Below are 14,206 nucleotides of genomic sequence, written 5' to 3'. Positions count from 1 at the left end.
CACTAGTTGAATGGTATCCCCAACTTGAAGTCCCAGTGAATAACCAGCACCTTCTGGAGCTAGTTCTTTGATTACCCATTGATGCTGGGGGGTTAGCTCTAGGTAAACCCCATGATAGGGAACATAGAACGTAAGGAACGAGAACCAAACTTGCAAAACAATAAACAATGGAATCCCCAGCCATAATAAAAGCTTTCTTTTCATCTTATTAACACTTCCCTCGGTTTGTATTTTTGTTATAATATGTATTTTATTACACTATCTAGGGAGGTGGTGACCTCCTTATGCTGACAATCCAGATTAACCCAAGCCTGCAACGGGCTGTACATAATTTGACATCCATCGACATACGTGATTATGAAACCCTTATCATATCCGAATTATCTTTAACCGAAGAAGAGTCTTCTGCACTAACCCGTATCTTTAGTCGCCCTATTTGCAATAGAACGCAAGACCAATTAAAATATCCCCAATGGTTATAATTCCCTAACCCTATTTTACCAAAAATAAAGAAAGATTGCATAAATTTAGCAGTGTGCTAAGATGCAATCTTTTTTTCGTCTTCACGCAAATTTTCCTTCATTTTTTGCATGAACACGCAACTGGTTGCGTATTGACGCAACGAAAGTATGTGATGACATCAGGCACAGTTAACCTTATCATAATTTACATAAATATGGAATTCAATTAGAGGCACGTAGGACGAAAGGGGGAAGTTAACAGATGAAGGATAGAGCGATGAGCCGATGGAGTACCTATGACCCCTATTATATCGAGTTAGGCGATAAAAAAATTGTCGACATCATCATTACCCACCATGCGCAGGATCGCTGGATTTCCCGGGTGGACAGGGGAAGGGCAGGGCTTGAGGAGATAGGCCAGTTCATATGGGATCGGCTGAAGCGCGGTCAGATTGAACCGTATTACCGGCACGATGAAGACGTCTATATCATCGATAATGATCTTCTGATGGTTGTGAACTTTGCCGTATCCGAACAAGAGAGGGACCTGATCGGCAACCCTCTGCACAAGATGTTGATCATCACCTTCTTGGGCAGACTATCGGAATCGTTGGAGCTGCGAGATTTGAGAAGCTATTATTCGTGGCTGCGCCATTCCCGAAGAATGACCCTGGTGAAGAACGCCAGAACAAGAAAATGATCCTTAACAAGATAAATCCTAAATGAGGCGAGAACCCTATGAAAACACTCACAGATCAGGAGCTAATGACCGTATATGAGGATGCCGTCGAACTACAGCTTGAGAAGGAATTCCTTGACCTGCTGCTCCTAGAGATCCATGCACGAGGACTAAGCCACGGACAGGCAAAACAGGCGAAAGAGCAGCACCTGTTGATGTTGGGCAGCACGAAATAGAAGGATGAAGGGGGAACGATCATGTTATATGCCATCTGTCTATTGTTCAGTGGCATCTATGTTCGGAACATCAAGGAAGCATGGAAATACGTTTTGCTTCCTTTCTATAACTTCCATACCTACTTGGCAGTTATTAATAAGGGAGGGAGTGGAGAGTATTTATGTGGATAATTTCCCAAAAATAGATGAAACATTTTGATTGTTAACAGTGTCTTATTTAATGAGGTGACAACTTATACTATACCCCTTGTAGTTGGATTATCCATTGGTACTTGCATAGGAGTTTTTGCTGCGGAGGAAACACGGATACGGCAGGTATTCAAATATCCTCTTCCAACGCAAGTTATTACTTGTATGAGACTCGCAGTACCTGCGCTACCTTGGCGGAGCGCAGGTTGATTCAGCCAGCGGTTCACCAATTGTCAGTTCAATTTCATGCGCATGGCATTGATAAAGGATGTGTAACAATAAGTGATACATATTATTCTGTATTCTCGCACATAGGCTACTCCTTTAGTGATCTTGGTATTAATCAAATCGCAACAAATTATTAATGGATACCGCGATTATTTTATTGTCATTATTGTTTGCATCGTATCAAGTTGTAACTATAATGATGAAGCGGAAAAAACTATGTTATATTCGGCGAGTAAAGGAGATTTTGAGATCATTGTTGATTTAAAGGCAAATGAGGATAATTCAATATTAATTACGAGAAAATTGAAATATAAAGGGGATCAAGATATTCAAATTCATCATTCTAATCCCCTGATTTCAGTTTTAGTTGCATCAAGGGGAAGTAATATAGCCCATACCTTTGATAGCATTGGATTAAAGACAGTGATAAAGTCAAACGAAACCATAACTTATAGTGCTCCGATTATGTTTCAGGCACCGAAGGGAGATTCTATGGTATCTGTATTAGCAAGTTTCGAATGTGATGGGAATGCCTATAGCATACCGTTAGAGTTTGAGTACTGATATGGACGAGCCAACACGCAATCACAAGGCTCTACACAACGTTATAATAGGATTACTAGCTTTGGTGCTCGTAGCAGGTGGTGCATCCTCCTACTATACATTTGTGTATAGCAAAATGACAACGAGTATTTCGCATGTAAGAGTGGTACCATATCATGATCTTGCCTCATTAGAGGAGGCTGCGGATCTGGTGCTGATTGGTTCTCCGACGGATGCTTTTGAGGATCGTGATCATAGGGTAACCTATTTTGAGGGGGAGAAAGCACAGACGATCCAGGATTACTATACATTGACTAAATTTGAGGTGCATAGGGTGATTCAATCCAATGACCCCGATGTACAACAAGATAAATCAATCGAAGTCATAGAGCCAATTGGGCTTGTTCAGGAGTTTACTGGAAGGGTCAAACTGAAATATGAAGATTATTCCGAGATGGAGAAAGGTAAGACATACGTTATCTTTTTGAAAAAGATGGCTTCTGGGCACTATAGCATCATGTCCTTAGCATACGGAAAATATAGTGTAGGAAATCATGATGGTAAGAATTCCACTTATACTGACACCAATGATCTTACTGATATTGAAAACCGTGAGAGAATCAAAATGGAAATTAAAGAAAAGTATAATATTGGAGTCACCTCCAAGCTCAACTTGCAATAGCTTAATCCTTCTGCACGATGACGGGGGAATAGGCTGTTGTTGTCCCCGATCTGTAGAGTTAACTTGATTGCGAGAGCAAGCGAAACCAATCAGATTGACATTTCCGATCATGGAGGGCGATATGATTCTATTTATATTTCAAGGCATGTATATTGTAGCTTTACTGGCTGGAGCATATTTGACATTCAAGAGAAGGAATTGGAGAATGCTTGGGGTATTCTCTTTATTCTTATTGGGTGCTCTTATTAATATTGCTATACCTTATTTATTCCAAGATGCTGACGATGTCTATCCACTGAGGGCTTTTATGTACCTGCACTCGTTACGCTATGTGCTTTATTTAACTGCGATACTGATTCTAATACATATGACTATGAAAAAGAGTAGCGGCTAGCCCTTTTTACCCGCAAGCTAATAAACAACATTTAGTAGTTTCATCATTCCGAAAAATTGAAGAGGTGAAGAACGGTGAAAAGAAAAATATTAATTTTAGTAGGGGCACTTGCTATCGGTGCTGGTGTATACTCCTTATCCCCCTCAGACTTAGAGAAAGAACTGAGTGCTAACACTATACAAGAAAATTTCCCTGTTCATGAATTTACTCCACAAGATTTAGAAAAGAGTGTTAATGAATTAGCTAATCAAAAATTGCATATCGATACATCTTATTCGGATGGGGTGCAATCATTAGATGAATTAAAAGATACAACCCAGACGATATTGACTGGAACCGTAGTTGAACAGGTACAATTTAGCCCATTAAGTGTTGTTTCCACTATAAAAGTTGCCATACCGATCAAAGGTGATATTTTTGATACAGTTGAAGTCTTCCAACTTGGTCAACTTCCCTTTGAAGAAGGATCAGAAATACTGAAACCTAATGAAGAATACCTTCTTTTTCTGGGGCTTCAGGGAGATGAGGGTGATAATAAATTTTATATAAAGGGAGGGGTTCAGGGAGCTTTTCTAAACGAAAAAGGAAAGGTCTTGAACTTAGATCCAGTGCTTCAAGCAAGTGCTCAAAATATTCAAGGTTCTCAAATTAGTGAAAATTCACAAAAATCAGTTGTTTCCGAATTTACAGCCTTGGTGGATTCAATAAGTAAGAGCTCTAATTAAAGCAGAATGCTATAGTACAACAACAAACACGCTTGGATTCAGGTTCCAAGTGTGTTTGTTGTTGGAAATCAAACCTACGTGAATCTTCATTCAATACATATGCCACATCAACCTCCTGGAATTAGGGAGGTGTTGTAGCATTTTAGGGGATGTTTCTATGAAATCCTTCATTATGATCGTCATCACTTCATTATTTTTGGTAAGCGTCTTGGGGTGTAATAATACAATCAATGAAGTGACGGATCAGATGATTGATGAGGTTATTCGAGAACATAATTTGGATGTTATTGATGTGAAGAAGACCTCGCAAGGAGCCGTATTTATATTTTTTGTAAACAAAAAGCAAATTGGAGCTTATACGCTCTACATGGATGAACATCATCAACTTGTTAAAGGTATGAATGGGCTTGTGAGTGAGAGCACTGAGGATATCAACTTAGCAGAAAATAAGGCCTTGCTTGCGGGCTACTTGGATGGTGCTGTAGGACTGATGATTAACGACGATCAATTATTGAACCAAGCCACCTATTGTAAGGTGTTCATGGACGGGGAATTCCAAAAAGAATTGTTAATGGATAACCAAGAACGTACCTATATTATTGAACTTGTCTCCTTTGTCCGAAGCAAGCACCAGGTTGTATCGGTCAAGTTCTTCGATTCTAACGACAATGAGATCCATCTGTAAACCTGCCTTCCACATGAATAGCGGCGTGGTAATACAACCCCATGGTCAGTAAAGTAAACGTGATTGCGAGAACAAGCGACTAACCAATCAGATTGACATTTCCGATCATGGAGGGCGATAGGAGTGCTTGACAGAAAACAGAGCTTAGCGGAGGGGCGGAGGGATTCTGGAGAAACGTCAGTGTTCGCCTTTAAAGACCGATCCCACCATAGTCCTCAAATAAATAAAAGGAATCGGGCTTTAACAGCGATCGGAAGAACCCTCTGTCCCGTAGCGTCTCATCTCGACCCAAGTCAAGCACTGATTTCTGGTTTGAGCCAGAAAAGGCTAGCTATGTTTAGGAGGTCTACTATAGTCGCTTTCTTCAAGGCCGCATCGTCCGACGCTGCAGCCTTGCTCCTAACCTAATTTTTCAACGTCGTCAATTGATTGTGTGCATCTTTCAACCCCGTTTTTTATGTTGAAGGATACTTTAACTTATTGTTATGCTTAATCCGTTTATTTGAAATTCATCGCAGTAACTCGATGTGAATAATATGAGGTTAGTTGCTCTGACATAAAAGTAGAAGAGTACATAAAGTCCCTCGAAATCCAATATTTAATGACACCAAGTGTCGCATGAAGTTGATAGCTTAAAAAAATTTCGTATTCTGTTTCTCCTGACAGAGAATCTCGTTCAAAAAGAATTTCTGTAGTAAATAAGCTCCAAAACATCTGCTCAAGACGTTTATATAGGTTTGGATCTTTATCGATAAGATCTAACGCCTTAAATAACTTTTTGTTTGTTTCAATGTGTTCAAAGATCAGTTTTGTAGAAGGAACTACAAGCTCATTCAGTAGTACTTTATTCGTATTTTTGTATGGCGTCCGAAGAGCTTGTTGAAGTCCTTCTGTCGCATCATAGTATAAAGCCTCTAAAATTTCGTTTTTGTCCTTATAGTGAATATAGAATGTTCCACGATTCAAATCAGCTCGATTAGAAATTTCCCCAATGGTTATCAATTCAACTTCATTGTTTTCTAAAATTAATTCAATTAAAGCATTTTTCAATGATTCAATCGTTATTTGCTGTTTTCTTTTTTGGCGATTTGAGATAGTCAATATTTCACCCTCTTTATGTTCATTAAATATGGCATGACTCAACGACGATGACCCCATTTGTTGATCCATCAACACTTTCGTATTTGCTGATTATTGTATGCCTTATCACATAGTTCTATTATAAATATGTAAGCGTTTTTTAGGAATTGCATGTTTAAATTTCGGTATATGAACAGGAGGATCTACAGATGGGACGTTTATCTGGAAAAGTAGCTTTAATTACAGGTGCTGGGAATGGTCAAGGAGCAAGCGAGGCCTATTTGTTCGCTAAAGAAGGGGCGAAAGTCATCGCTACAGATATTCAATTTGACAATGTTTCTCAGGTTGTAGAAAAGATCAATGTGGAGTTCCCGGGGAGCGCAATAGCCTTGAAACATGATGTTTCTTCAGAAGAAGAGTGGAGGAAGGTTGCCGAAGAGGGTGTAAGCAAGTTCGGTCTCATAAATGTCCTTGTGAATAATGCTGGGATCCTTTCGATGCAATCATTTATGGATGTCACATATGACATTTGGAAAAAGGCCATCGACATTAATGCATGGAGTCAATTTGCAGGAATCAAGACCGTTGTTCCTTATATGAGAACAGCGGGCGTCGGCTCCATCATTAATATTGGATCTCTTGCTAGTATAATTGCTGCAGGTGGTTTTAACCCATATACGGCAAGTAAAGGTGCTGTGGAAGCTGTTACTCGTGCTGCAGCTCTTGAATTAGGAACTGAGAATATTCGAGTGAATTCGATTCATCCTGGAGCTATTGATACTCAAATGACAAGAGATACGTTCACAACAGATGAAGCGAAACAAGCTGTTGCTAATGCAGTTCCACTAAAACGTCTTGGTACTCCAGAAGATGTTGCTAACTTAGTTCTTTTCTTAGCGAGTGATGAATCTTCATATATTACTGGTACAGCACAAATCATTGACGGTGGTATTTGGGTACAATAAGCATTACATTCTCGAACTTGTGAAAGGCCTTCCATGGATCGGAGCCAAATTGGCCGCGGCCTAGGCTAAGTCGATGTTTTCCCAATCATACAGAAGGGGTAGCCCCACGAGCCAGCTAATGTTTGTCATACATTAGCTGGTTTTTTGTGTACGCCTAGCATGGCGTCATCTTTAGGGTGAATGTCCCAAACGGGGACGGCTAGCGCCAACAGTTAGCCAAGCGCCATAGTGTCCGTCAGTCAATTCGCCTACGTGAATGGCACACAATTGCCGGAATATTATTCCACCAGAGGGTTTACCTTAATTTTCGCTTATAATATGCCCAACTGATTACGTTGGTAATGGCTACTACGCTATAAATGAAGATCAACAGGAGCACGATGAGGTACCAACCTGATGTCAAGGCTTTCACAAATACCTCATTGGCGAATGGGCTGTATTCGATCCACATGAACAGGTATTGCACGCCCAGAAACGTCAGGGTGGCCGCCCCTGAAGCAAGTAACGGCTGAATCACGAAAAGGTAGGTTTTACCTTTCGACTGCATATAGGCATATCTGTTATTGCCATCTCTCATCGTTCTAGCTCCATGAGCTTTCTCTTAGAAGCTCTATATCATCCGCATAGAAAACCTTCATGAATCCCGGCATGCTCTCATCCTCCTAGACGGCTTAGTAGCGCACACTCATTATACTACCATTAAAACCATAATATGTTAACCCTTCCTTTCCCCGAATAAGGCAAGCCGAATCAAAATAAAACCTATGTGTTATTTTTGATCCAGTGTACATGGGGGTGACCCCGTAAGGACGAGCTACAGACTGTTTCTGAAGCTTTACTAAACATGCTGGAAGATTTACCATGGAAGAGTGATAATACCTTTTATGATAAGAAAATGAAGAATGAGTTCATCAGCGGAGGAGAATCGAAATGCCCAAGAAATTAGCAGCAACTGCAATAATGATCACACTATGGTTTGGCTTGCTTCCAAGCCCGATTGTACTCGCTTATATCGAGGATAGCTGCTATCAGAAAGCGTCGGAGCAAAGACATCCCAGCACACGGCCAAGCGGTGTTATTACTACAGACGGGGAGCTTATCGAGTACGATTATTCGAATTTGCCCAAACTGGAAGATTTAATATTTGTCTGTGTAAATGGTAAGTTTCTTCATTCCGACGTTCCGACTGAGACGGAGCAAGGGAGTACGCTCATACCTATGAGAGCCCTTCTTGAGGCGTTGGGCGCATCGATTGAATGGGATGCAACCCATCGTTCAATTACAACTAAATTAAAGGGAAAGGTAATCCAATTGCAAGTGGATCATCCTGTGGCAACCATCGACGGAAGGCCAGTCACGATGCCGGTACCTGCCAGAATGAAACAGGGGAGAGTGCTAATTCCTGTTCGCTTCGTCTCCGAGCATCTCAATAGCAAGGTTGTTTGGCAGCCAGGCAGTAAAATTGTAAGGATATTTACCCATCCCAAGCTGTCTGTGTACGCATCGAATATAGTTACAGATCGCACGAACGATTATTTTTACGATAACTCATTTCGTGTCGCCACGCGATTTTTGCTGAAAAATAATGGAAACATGGTTTTGGTGGAGAACAGTGCTTTCGACAATAAATTGCGAATTCAGCAGCTTACCTCTACGTTTGGAAGAAGCAAAGAATTGATACTCAAGAATGAATTAGACCAGTTGGGCGGAGTTCACCTCGGAGAAGACGGTTACTATTATGTCGTCTATGGTCAGTCTAATCCAGAGGAGCAAGACAGCAAAACCGTGTACCGTGTTGTCAAATACGACAAGACATGGGCTAAGGTCGGGCAGGTTGATATCAAGGATGTCTACGTAACCGGACCATTCTATCACAGCAATTTGACAATGGACAGCTATCAGGGGAAATTGGTGATTCACTCTGCAAGATTGCGCTATATGTCAGCGGATGGAAAACAGCACCAATCCAATATTAATTTCCAGATCGATATGAAGGATATGAAGCTGCTGTACTCTGGAGGAGAATGGCCGAACAACCACGTCGGCCACTCATTTGCCACATATGCCCGCTTCGATCAAGAGCAGATTGTTTATGCTGACCTTGGGGATGCGTATCCCCGCGCTATCGTCCTTCAAGTAGAGCAGGATGGTGCAATCCGAAAAAAGATTAACCTAATGGAATTTCCAGGGGAGATTGGAGATAATTACACCGGTGCGCATCTGGGTGGACTAGAGGTGGCAAAGAACAGTTATTTGATGCTAGGATCAAGTGTTTCACATACAGAACAATATGGCCAGAGCGGTACCAAAAACCTGTTTCTCGGCATCGTGCCGAAGGATGCAGAGGATGATAGCGATGCTAAATTAATCTGGCTTACCCATCATTCTGTGAAATCCAACATTAACATTACAGAGACCCATCTGGTGAAGGTGAATGATAACAAGTTTGCATTGTTATGGAAAGAATCGGATAAACAGAATCGTTGGAGCTTGTTTTACGCGGTGGTCGATGGAACAGGTAAGCTGCTGCGACAACCGACGAGCTTGGAAGGAGTACCATCTCCAGGGAATATGGCGCCGCTTGTGCAGGGCGATACAATCATCTGGTACAATTACATGAATAGCTATCAGGTATACCAGCAGGACAACGTCGAGTTTTATGCGCTGCACATTGATTAGGTCATCTTAAAAGACGGGGCTGTCCAGAAAGCCTGTGGTAGGCTGACTTTGGACGCCCCTATTTTCATGGTATAACAGGTTGCACAAGAATGCCGCTCCAGTTGCACTTATGCAATCATGGGAGTAATAAACGCTTCAATGAAAGCGGCTATAACAAGCAGGGGAAATGCAACAAAACAATATGCTATGGCAACCTTCTTCAATGCATTAACAACCCCACTGGACAGCCCTGAGCAGCCGCTCGCCAGAGCGACTCTCTACATAGCAGACGCCAAGTCTACAGCAGCGCCTCCTGCTTGGGAGGCTGATCATGGAGCACGGCCCTGATGATGATGCCCTGCGGGTCAGAATCGACGGAGAGGGTGCCGTTGTAGCGACTGACCAGGTCAGAGACGATCGCAAGGCCAAGTCCCGAATGATGGTTGTCCTTGGTCGAATAGCCGGGGGTCAGCATCATCTGCCGCTCCTCCTCGCTCAGTAATCGGCCGCTGTTCATGACCTCAATCTCCAGCCGCTGCTCCTGCTGGCGCAGTGCCAGATTGGTGAAGCGCTCGCCAGCAGGCAGCGTAGCAGCCTCATCGAACGCATTGTCGATCAGATTGCCCAGGATACGGATCAGGTCGGTATTACGCAGATGCGACATCGCCAGCTTCGCGGGAATTTCGTGATTGAAGCAGATCTGCCGCGCATCGGCTGCTACCTGCTTCGACTGGACGAGTGCGGCGACTGCTGCGCCGGGAAGCGGGCCGTTGCGACTGTTCTGAGCTTGCAGATCGATGGCGATTTCTTCTATGTAGCTTTTGAGCTGGTCATATTTCTTCATCGTGAGCATGGAGGAGATGACCTGGATATGATTCAGAAAGTCATGCCGCTGCCCACGAATCGAGGTGAGCATCTGCATTACATCGCTCACATATGCGCTGCGCGTCATGCGGATCGCTTCTTCTCGCGTTCGGATCAGCAGGGAGATGGCGGCAAAGCTGACGAACAGTGTCGCAGCAAGTCCGATATAGAATAGCATCTTGCTCATCTCGTCATAGCGTGTGAAGAAACGAGAGAAGAAGTAAGCCACCATAATAACCGTCTGAATGAAGATCAGCACAATAAACAGAAACATCGGCCGATGATGCCTGCTTGTCAGGAAGCGCCGTATTCTTTGTCCTGGGTAGCAGGAGCGGTCGTATAGCAGCCAGCACAGCACAGCGATCGCAGCCACTAACGGCCAGCAGAGCAGCATCCGGTCTGCCAGCGAGGCATCAGCCATGCGTTCGAGCCCGAGAAGGCCGGAACCCATCCATATCGCCGACGTATCGGATATAATAACAATAAGGTAAAAGGTAATCTGAATCATCAGCTTCATCTGCAGGCCGATCGTGCGGAACAGGAGAAAGAACAGCGCAGCAAATGAAATAAGCGCATTGAGAAAATGTACCGGCAGCGGGGTGATCGGCATTAGGGCATTCAGATAGAGCGAATGCAGCACGCCTAGCAACAGCACCTTGCGCCAGTACAGCTCCAGCCTCATTCCCCAGAACTGAAAGCTGAAGGCTAGGCAGATCACAGATTGAGGAATCGACAGCAGCAGCGTATTGCTGGCAGCTTGCAGCATATAGTTCATGCGAGCTCTCCTTCAGACTGCGGCAAGCCGCGGTCTTCAGTCTTGATGTAGGCTTCAGATACTACTTTACTTGCTTTTGAACTAAAATGAAATTACTTTTTTGAATATATGAATATTAATGTTGCTTGATGCAATACCCTTAGGAGGATGAACATGGAGACGATCGAGCCAGGCGATGAGGCATTAACCAAGCATGAATATATTCTGCAATATATCAGGCAATTGAAGATTGGGGAGAAAATTTCTGTACGCTCGATTGCCAAGGCGTTGCAGGTTAGCGAGGGAACCGCATATCGCGCCCTGAAGGAAGCGGAGAAGCTGGGAATCGTCAGCACGCGGGAGCGGATCGGAACGGTCCGCATCGAGAAGAAGCAGCGCAGCCAGCCGGATCGGCTGACCTTTGCCGAGATTGCCGCACTGCTGGATGGTCAGGTGCTCGGTGGAGCCTCGGGGCTAGACAAGACACTGCAGAAGTTCGTCATCGGGGCGATGAAGCTGGAGGAGATGATCGCTTACATCGATGCGGACAGTCTCCTTATAGTCGGCAACCGCGAGGATGCTCACCACTATGCGCTGGAGGAGGGAGCCGGTGTGCTTATTACCGGCGGCTTCGATACGAGCGATGAGGTGAAGCGACTGTCTGATGAGCGGGGCTTGCCCGTCATCTCGTGCAAGCATGATACCTTTACCGTCGCTTCCATCATCAATCGCGCGATGTATGACCGGATTATCCAGCGCAAAATTATGCGCATCGAGGATATAGTGGCCTTCGAGGACAAGCCCAAGGCGCTGCATGCCTCGGATACCGTTAACAGCTTTGGACTGCTTCAGCAGGAGACCGGGCAGGCTCGCTTCCCTGTGGTGGATGAGAAGAGCCGGATCATCGGCATTATGACGGCCAGAGACGCGGCGGGCAATCCGGGCTCCCAGACGGTGGAGAAGCTGATGACTCGCAATCCGATTACGGTGCGACCCAGCACGACCATTACATCCGCTGCCCATACGATGGCTTCGGAGGGGATTGATCTGCTGCCGATCGTGGACAGGCAGCGCCGCCTGCTGGCTGTGGTAACTCGTCAGGAGGTACTGGCTGCGATGCCATTCGCAGGCAAGCAGCCGCAGTCAGGCGAGACCTTCGATGATCTGATGTGGAGCGGCTTCGCCAAGATTACAGGCGAACGCACTGGCGAGGGGTGGCTCTACAGAGGGCGGATGACGCCGCAGATGTCGGGGCCGCTCGGCACTGTGTCCGAAGGGGTGCTGATGTCGCTGCTCATGCAGGCCGGGCGGCTGCTGATCTGGGAGATCGGCAAGCGCGACCATGTACTGGAGAGTGTCACGACCTACTTCGTCCGTCCGACACAGATCGACCAGGACATCTCGATTGTGCCGCGATTACTGGAGATGAACCGCAAGTCAGCCAAGCTGGAGATCGAGATTGTCGATGACCGCGGCCTTGCGGCCAAGGCGATGATGAGCGCACAGATGATTGACCCTTATTAGGGTGTGGGGGACGTCAAGAGGAAGCAGCGCATAAGGGAGTATAGGCAGGGTCAGAATCCCTTATGGGTTGCATACATGCCCCAGGAATCGAGGTCGCGCGGAGCCGCTAACGGCAGCCGGGCGCCGTCCTTGTACAAGGAGCGGCGCCCGGCTGTGCTGCATCTGGTGCAGAGGCTTAGGATTGCTGCTTCATAGCGGAGAACAGGCTCTTATTGCGCAGCCCGGCGAACAGGTTGAACAGGCCGAGCAGCAGAAAGATCGCGCCGACGATCAGCCGCACGGTAGACCCGCTGAACATGACCATCTGAATCAGCGACATCAGAACGAGCATCACACCCATGCTGATGTTCATATGAGCCGTGTTCAGGCCGCGAGCACGCGGTTCCTGCGAGCGGCGTGCCTTCACGCTGTAGTAGGCGGTCAGGATCAGCATAATCATAATGCCCATGACGAGCAGCCATTGGATATAGACCATGGCAGGTGACACTCTCCTTATAGCTGGATTGCAGCGAGGCGTGTGCGGGCGGATGCCCGGACAAGCCCCAGTGTGCTCTTACGGCTCATTGTACCATGTTACAGAACGGCTTGCATCTTGGCGCTGACCCAGACGGTAAGCGAGGTGTCGACGACGAGCATCGTCAGCACTTGAATTTGATATTTCTTATCCAGTCCAATCGTATAGATTTTCCGGTTCAACAAGGTTCTGGCCAGGCGCGAATCCGCTCCGATCTCATAGACCCGGCGTCCGAGGAAAATGTCGAAATCTCTGGCGACCGCCTTCTTCAGCTCCAGCTCGGTACGGGTATCCAGCTCAATGGAATTCGTGCGAGTCTCACGGCTGTTCTCGATATAGACATGCACGGTTTTAATCACCATGTTGTGATCATTCTTATAATCATTCAACTGCTTGATGTCCCGCTCCTTCTCCTCAATAACGGTGTTCAGACCGTCGATGGAGCGATGCAGCTCGTTCAGGTGCGTATGGTAGATGCTGTTGAACAGCGCCGCGCCAACGACGGCGCCCAGCAGGAAGATACCGGCCGAGCGCGTAAATCCGCGGTACCGCTCGAAGGGCGGAACTCGCATCGGCTACAGCACCTCCCCGCAGATCATTTTGATCAGCTCCGTACCCATGTGAGCGCCTAGAAACGCAGTCAATATAATACATACCTGCTGGACGACAGGAGAGAGATGACCCTCCAGCATATTCGATTCGATGACGCGCATCGGATCGATCGTGCCGCCGACCGCAGCGACGATCGCCCATATTTTCAGCTTGGCTGCTGTCTCCAGCATGGTTGTGCCTGGCGTCTGCAGCACCAGCACCGACCCGACGCCAGCCAGCAGCGCTCCGCCCGTCACAACGCCAAACGCGATAAAAAAGTCGATTGCTGTCTTGGAGAGAAACAGATTCATATTCATGGCAAGCCACCGCCCTATGCTTGAAGTGTGAGCCGCTCCGCCGCTGTGCTCCATGTACTTCCGTCGTGCATGTCTGCTTCGCTGGAGGGGCTTGTTTCATTTTATGGGCGGCTTCCG

General features: G+C 45.8%; 17 protein-coding genes. 9 read left to right on the top strand and 8 right to left on the bottom strand.

Features of this window, described 5'->3' with window-relative positions:
* The coding region (locus tag ACY1JZ_RS12335; RefSeq protein ID WP_462629395.1) for a hypothetical protein at nt 1–204 on the bottom strand (204 nt) is incomplete at its 3' end.
* Between the two features lie 519 nt (nt 205–723).
* On the opposite strand from ACY1JZ_RS12335, the gene ACY1JZ_RS12330 reads away from it, so the two are divergent.
* From ACY1JZ_RS12330 to ACY1JZ_RS12305, 6 genes are all read left to right on the top strand, one after another.
* On the top strand, nt 724–1,161 hold the full coding sequence (locus ACY1JZ_RS12330; protein ID WP_462629393.1) for a hypothetical protein: 438 nt from the start codon (nt 724–726) through the stop codon (nt 1,159–1,161).
* Between the two features lie 38 nt (nt 1,162–1,199).
* Complete coding sequence (locus ACY1JZ_RS12325) at nt 1,200–1,376, top strand: sporulation histidine kinase inhibitor Sda (RefSeq protein ID WP_462629392.1); 177 nt, start codon at nt 1,200–1,202, stop codon at nt 1,374–1,376.
* Nucleotides 1,377–1,892: 516 nt separating this feature from the next.
* A complete protein-coding gene (locus ACY1JZ_RS12320; protein ID WP_462629391.1) occupies nt 1,893–2,357 on the top strand; it encodes a hypothetical protein in 465 nt (154 codons plus the stop codon).
* A 1-nt stretch (nt 2,358) separates the two neighbouring features.
* On the top strand, nt 2,359–3,018 hold the full coding sequence (locus ACY1JZ_RS12315) for a hypothetical protein (RefSeq protein ID WP_462629390.1): 660 nt from the start codon (nt 2,359–2,361) through the stop codon (nt 3,016–3,018).
* 468 nt (nt 3,019–3,486) lie between these two features.
* Nucleotides 3,487–4,137: a hypothetical protein gene (locus tag ACY1JZ_RS12310; protein ID WP_462629389.1), complete on the top strand. Its 651-nt coding sequence runs from the start codon at nt 3,487–3,489 to the stop codon at nt 4,135–4,137.
* Nucleotides 4,138–4,294: 157 nt separating this feature from the next.
* Complete coding sequence (locus ACY1JZ_RS12305; RefSeq protein ID WP_462629388.1) at nt 4,295–4,822, top strand: hypothetical protein; 528 nt, start codon at nt 4,295–4,297, stop codon at nt 4,820–4,822.
* A 498-nt stretch (nt 4,823–5,320) separates the two neighbouring features.
* Here the strand turns inward: ACY1JZ_RS12305 and ACY1JZ_RS12300 are convergent, their stop codons facing one another.
* Entirely contained in the window at nt 5,321–5,965 is a 645-nt protein-coding gene (locus ACY1JZ_RS12300) for a TetR/AcrR family transcriptional regulator (RefSeq protein WP_462629387.1), read from the bottom strand.
* 146 nt (nt 5,966–6,111) lie between these two features.
* Here ACY1JZ_RS12300 and ACY1JZ_RS12295 point away from each other — a divergent pair, with 146 nt between their 5' ends.
* A complete protein-coding gene (locus ACY1JZ_RS12295) occupies nt 6,112–6,867 on the top strand; it encodes an SDR family NAD(P)-dependent oxidoreductase (protein WP_462629386.1) in 756 nt (251 codons plus the stop codon).
* Nucleotides 6,868–7,162: 295 nt separating this feature from the next.
* Here ACY1JZ_RS12295 and ACY1JZ_RS12290 read toward each other — a convergent pair whose 3' ends face one another.
* Nucleotides 7,163–7,444 (bottom strand): hypothetical protein, encoded by a 282-nt coding sequence (locus tag ACY1JZ_RS12290; protein ID WP_462629385.1) that lies wholly within the window; start codon nt 7,442–7,444, stop codon nt 7,163–7,165.
* A gap of 353 nt (nt 7,445–7,797) precedes the next feature.
* Between ACY1JZ_RS12290 and ACY1JZ_RS12285 the strand changes: the two genes are divergently transcribed.
* Nucleotides 7,798–9,546 (top strand): copper amine oxidase N-terminal domain-containing protein, encoded by a 1,749-nt coding sequence (locus ACY1JZ_RS12285; RefSeq protein ID WP_462629384.1) that lies wholly within the window; start codon nt 7,798–7,800, stop codon nt 9,544–9,546.
* Nucleotides 9,547–9,653: 107 nt separating this feature from the next.
* Here the strand turns inward: ACY1JZ_RS12285 and ACY1JZ_RS12280 are convergent, their stop codons facing one another.
* A complete protein-coding gene (locus ACY1JZ_RS12280; RefSeq protein WP_462629383.1) occupies nt 9,654–9,749 on the bottom strand; it encodes a stage II sporulation protein M in 96 nt (31 codons plus the stop codon).
* Nucleotides 9,750–9,823: 74 nt separating this feature from the next.
* Nucleotides 9,824–11,164, bottom strand: a complete 1,341-nt coding sequence (locus tag ACY1JZ_RS12275) for a sensor histidine kinase (RefSeq protein ID WP_462629382.1) — start codon at nt 11,162–11,164, stop codon at nt 9,824–9,826.
* Nucleotides 11,165–11,317: 153 nt separating this feature from the next.
* On the opposite strand from ACY1JZ_RS12275, the gene ACY1JZ_RS12270 reads away from it, so the two are divergent.
* Nucleotides 11,318–12,667 (top strand): DRTGG domain-containing protein, encoded by a 1,350-nt coding sequence (locus ACY1JZ_RS12270; RefSeq protein WP_462629381.1) that lies wholly within the window; start codon nt 11,318–11,320, stop codon nt 12,665–12,667.
* Nucleotides 12,668–12,842: 175 nt separating this feature from the next.
* Here the strand turns inward: ACY1JZ_RS12270 and ACY1JZ_RS12265 are convergent, their stop codons facing one another.
* The 3 genes from ACY1JZ_RS12265 to ACY1JZ_RS12255 form a co-directional block, all read right to left on the bottom strand.
* Nucleotides 12,843–13,142, bottom strand: a complete 300-nt coding sequence (locus ACY1JZ_RS12265; protein WP_270164769.1) for a YtpI family protein — start codon at nt 13,140–13,142, stop codon at nt 12,843–12,845.
* 98 nt (nt 13,143–13,240) lie between these two features.
* On the bottom strand, nt 13,241–13,753 hold the full coding sequence (locus tag ACY1JZ_RS12260; protein WP_270164767.1) for a sporulation membrane protein YtrI: 513 nt from the start codon (nt 13,751–13,753) through the stop codon (nt 13,241–13,243).
* Between the two features lie 3 nt (nt 13,754–13,756).
* Complete coding sequence (locus ACY1JZ_RS12255; protein ID WP_270172571.1) at nt 13,757–14,083, bottom strand: YtrH family sporulation protein; 327 nt, start codon at nt 14,081–14,083, stop codon at nt 13,757–13,759.
* Nucleotides 14,084–14,206: the final 123 nt, after the last annotated feature.

The organism is Paenibacillus sp. J5 (assembly GCF_054955055.1).
Note: the sequence above shows the minus strand (reverse complement) of the source record. Positions and strands in the feature narration are given on the sequence as shown.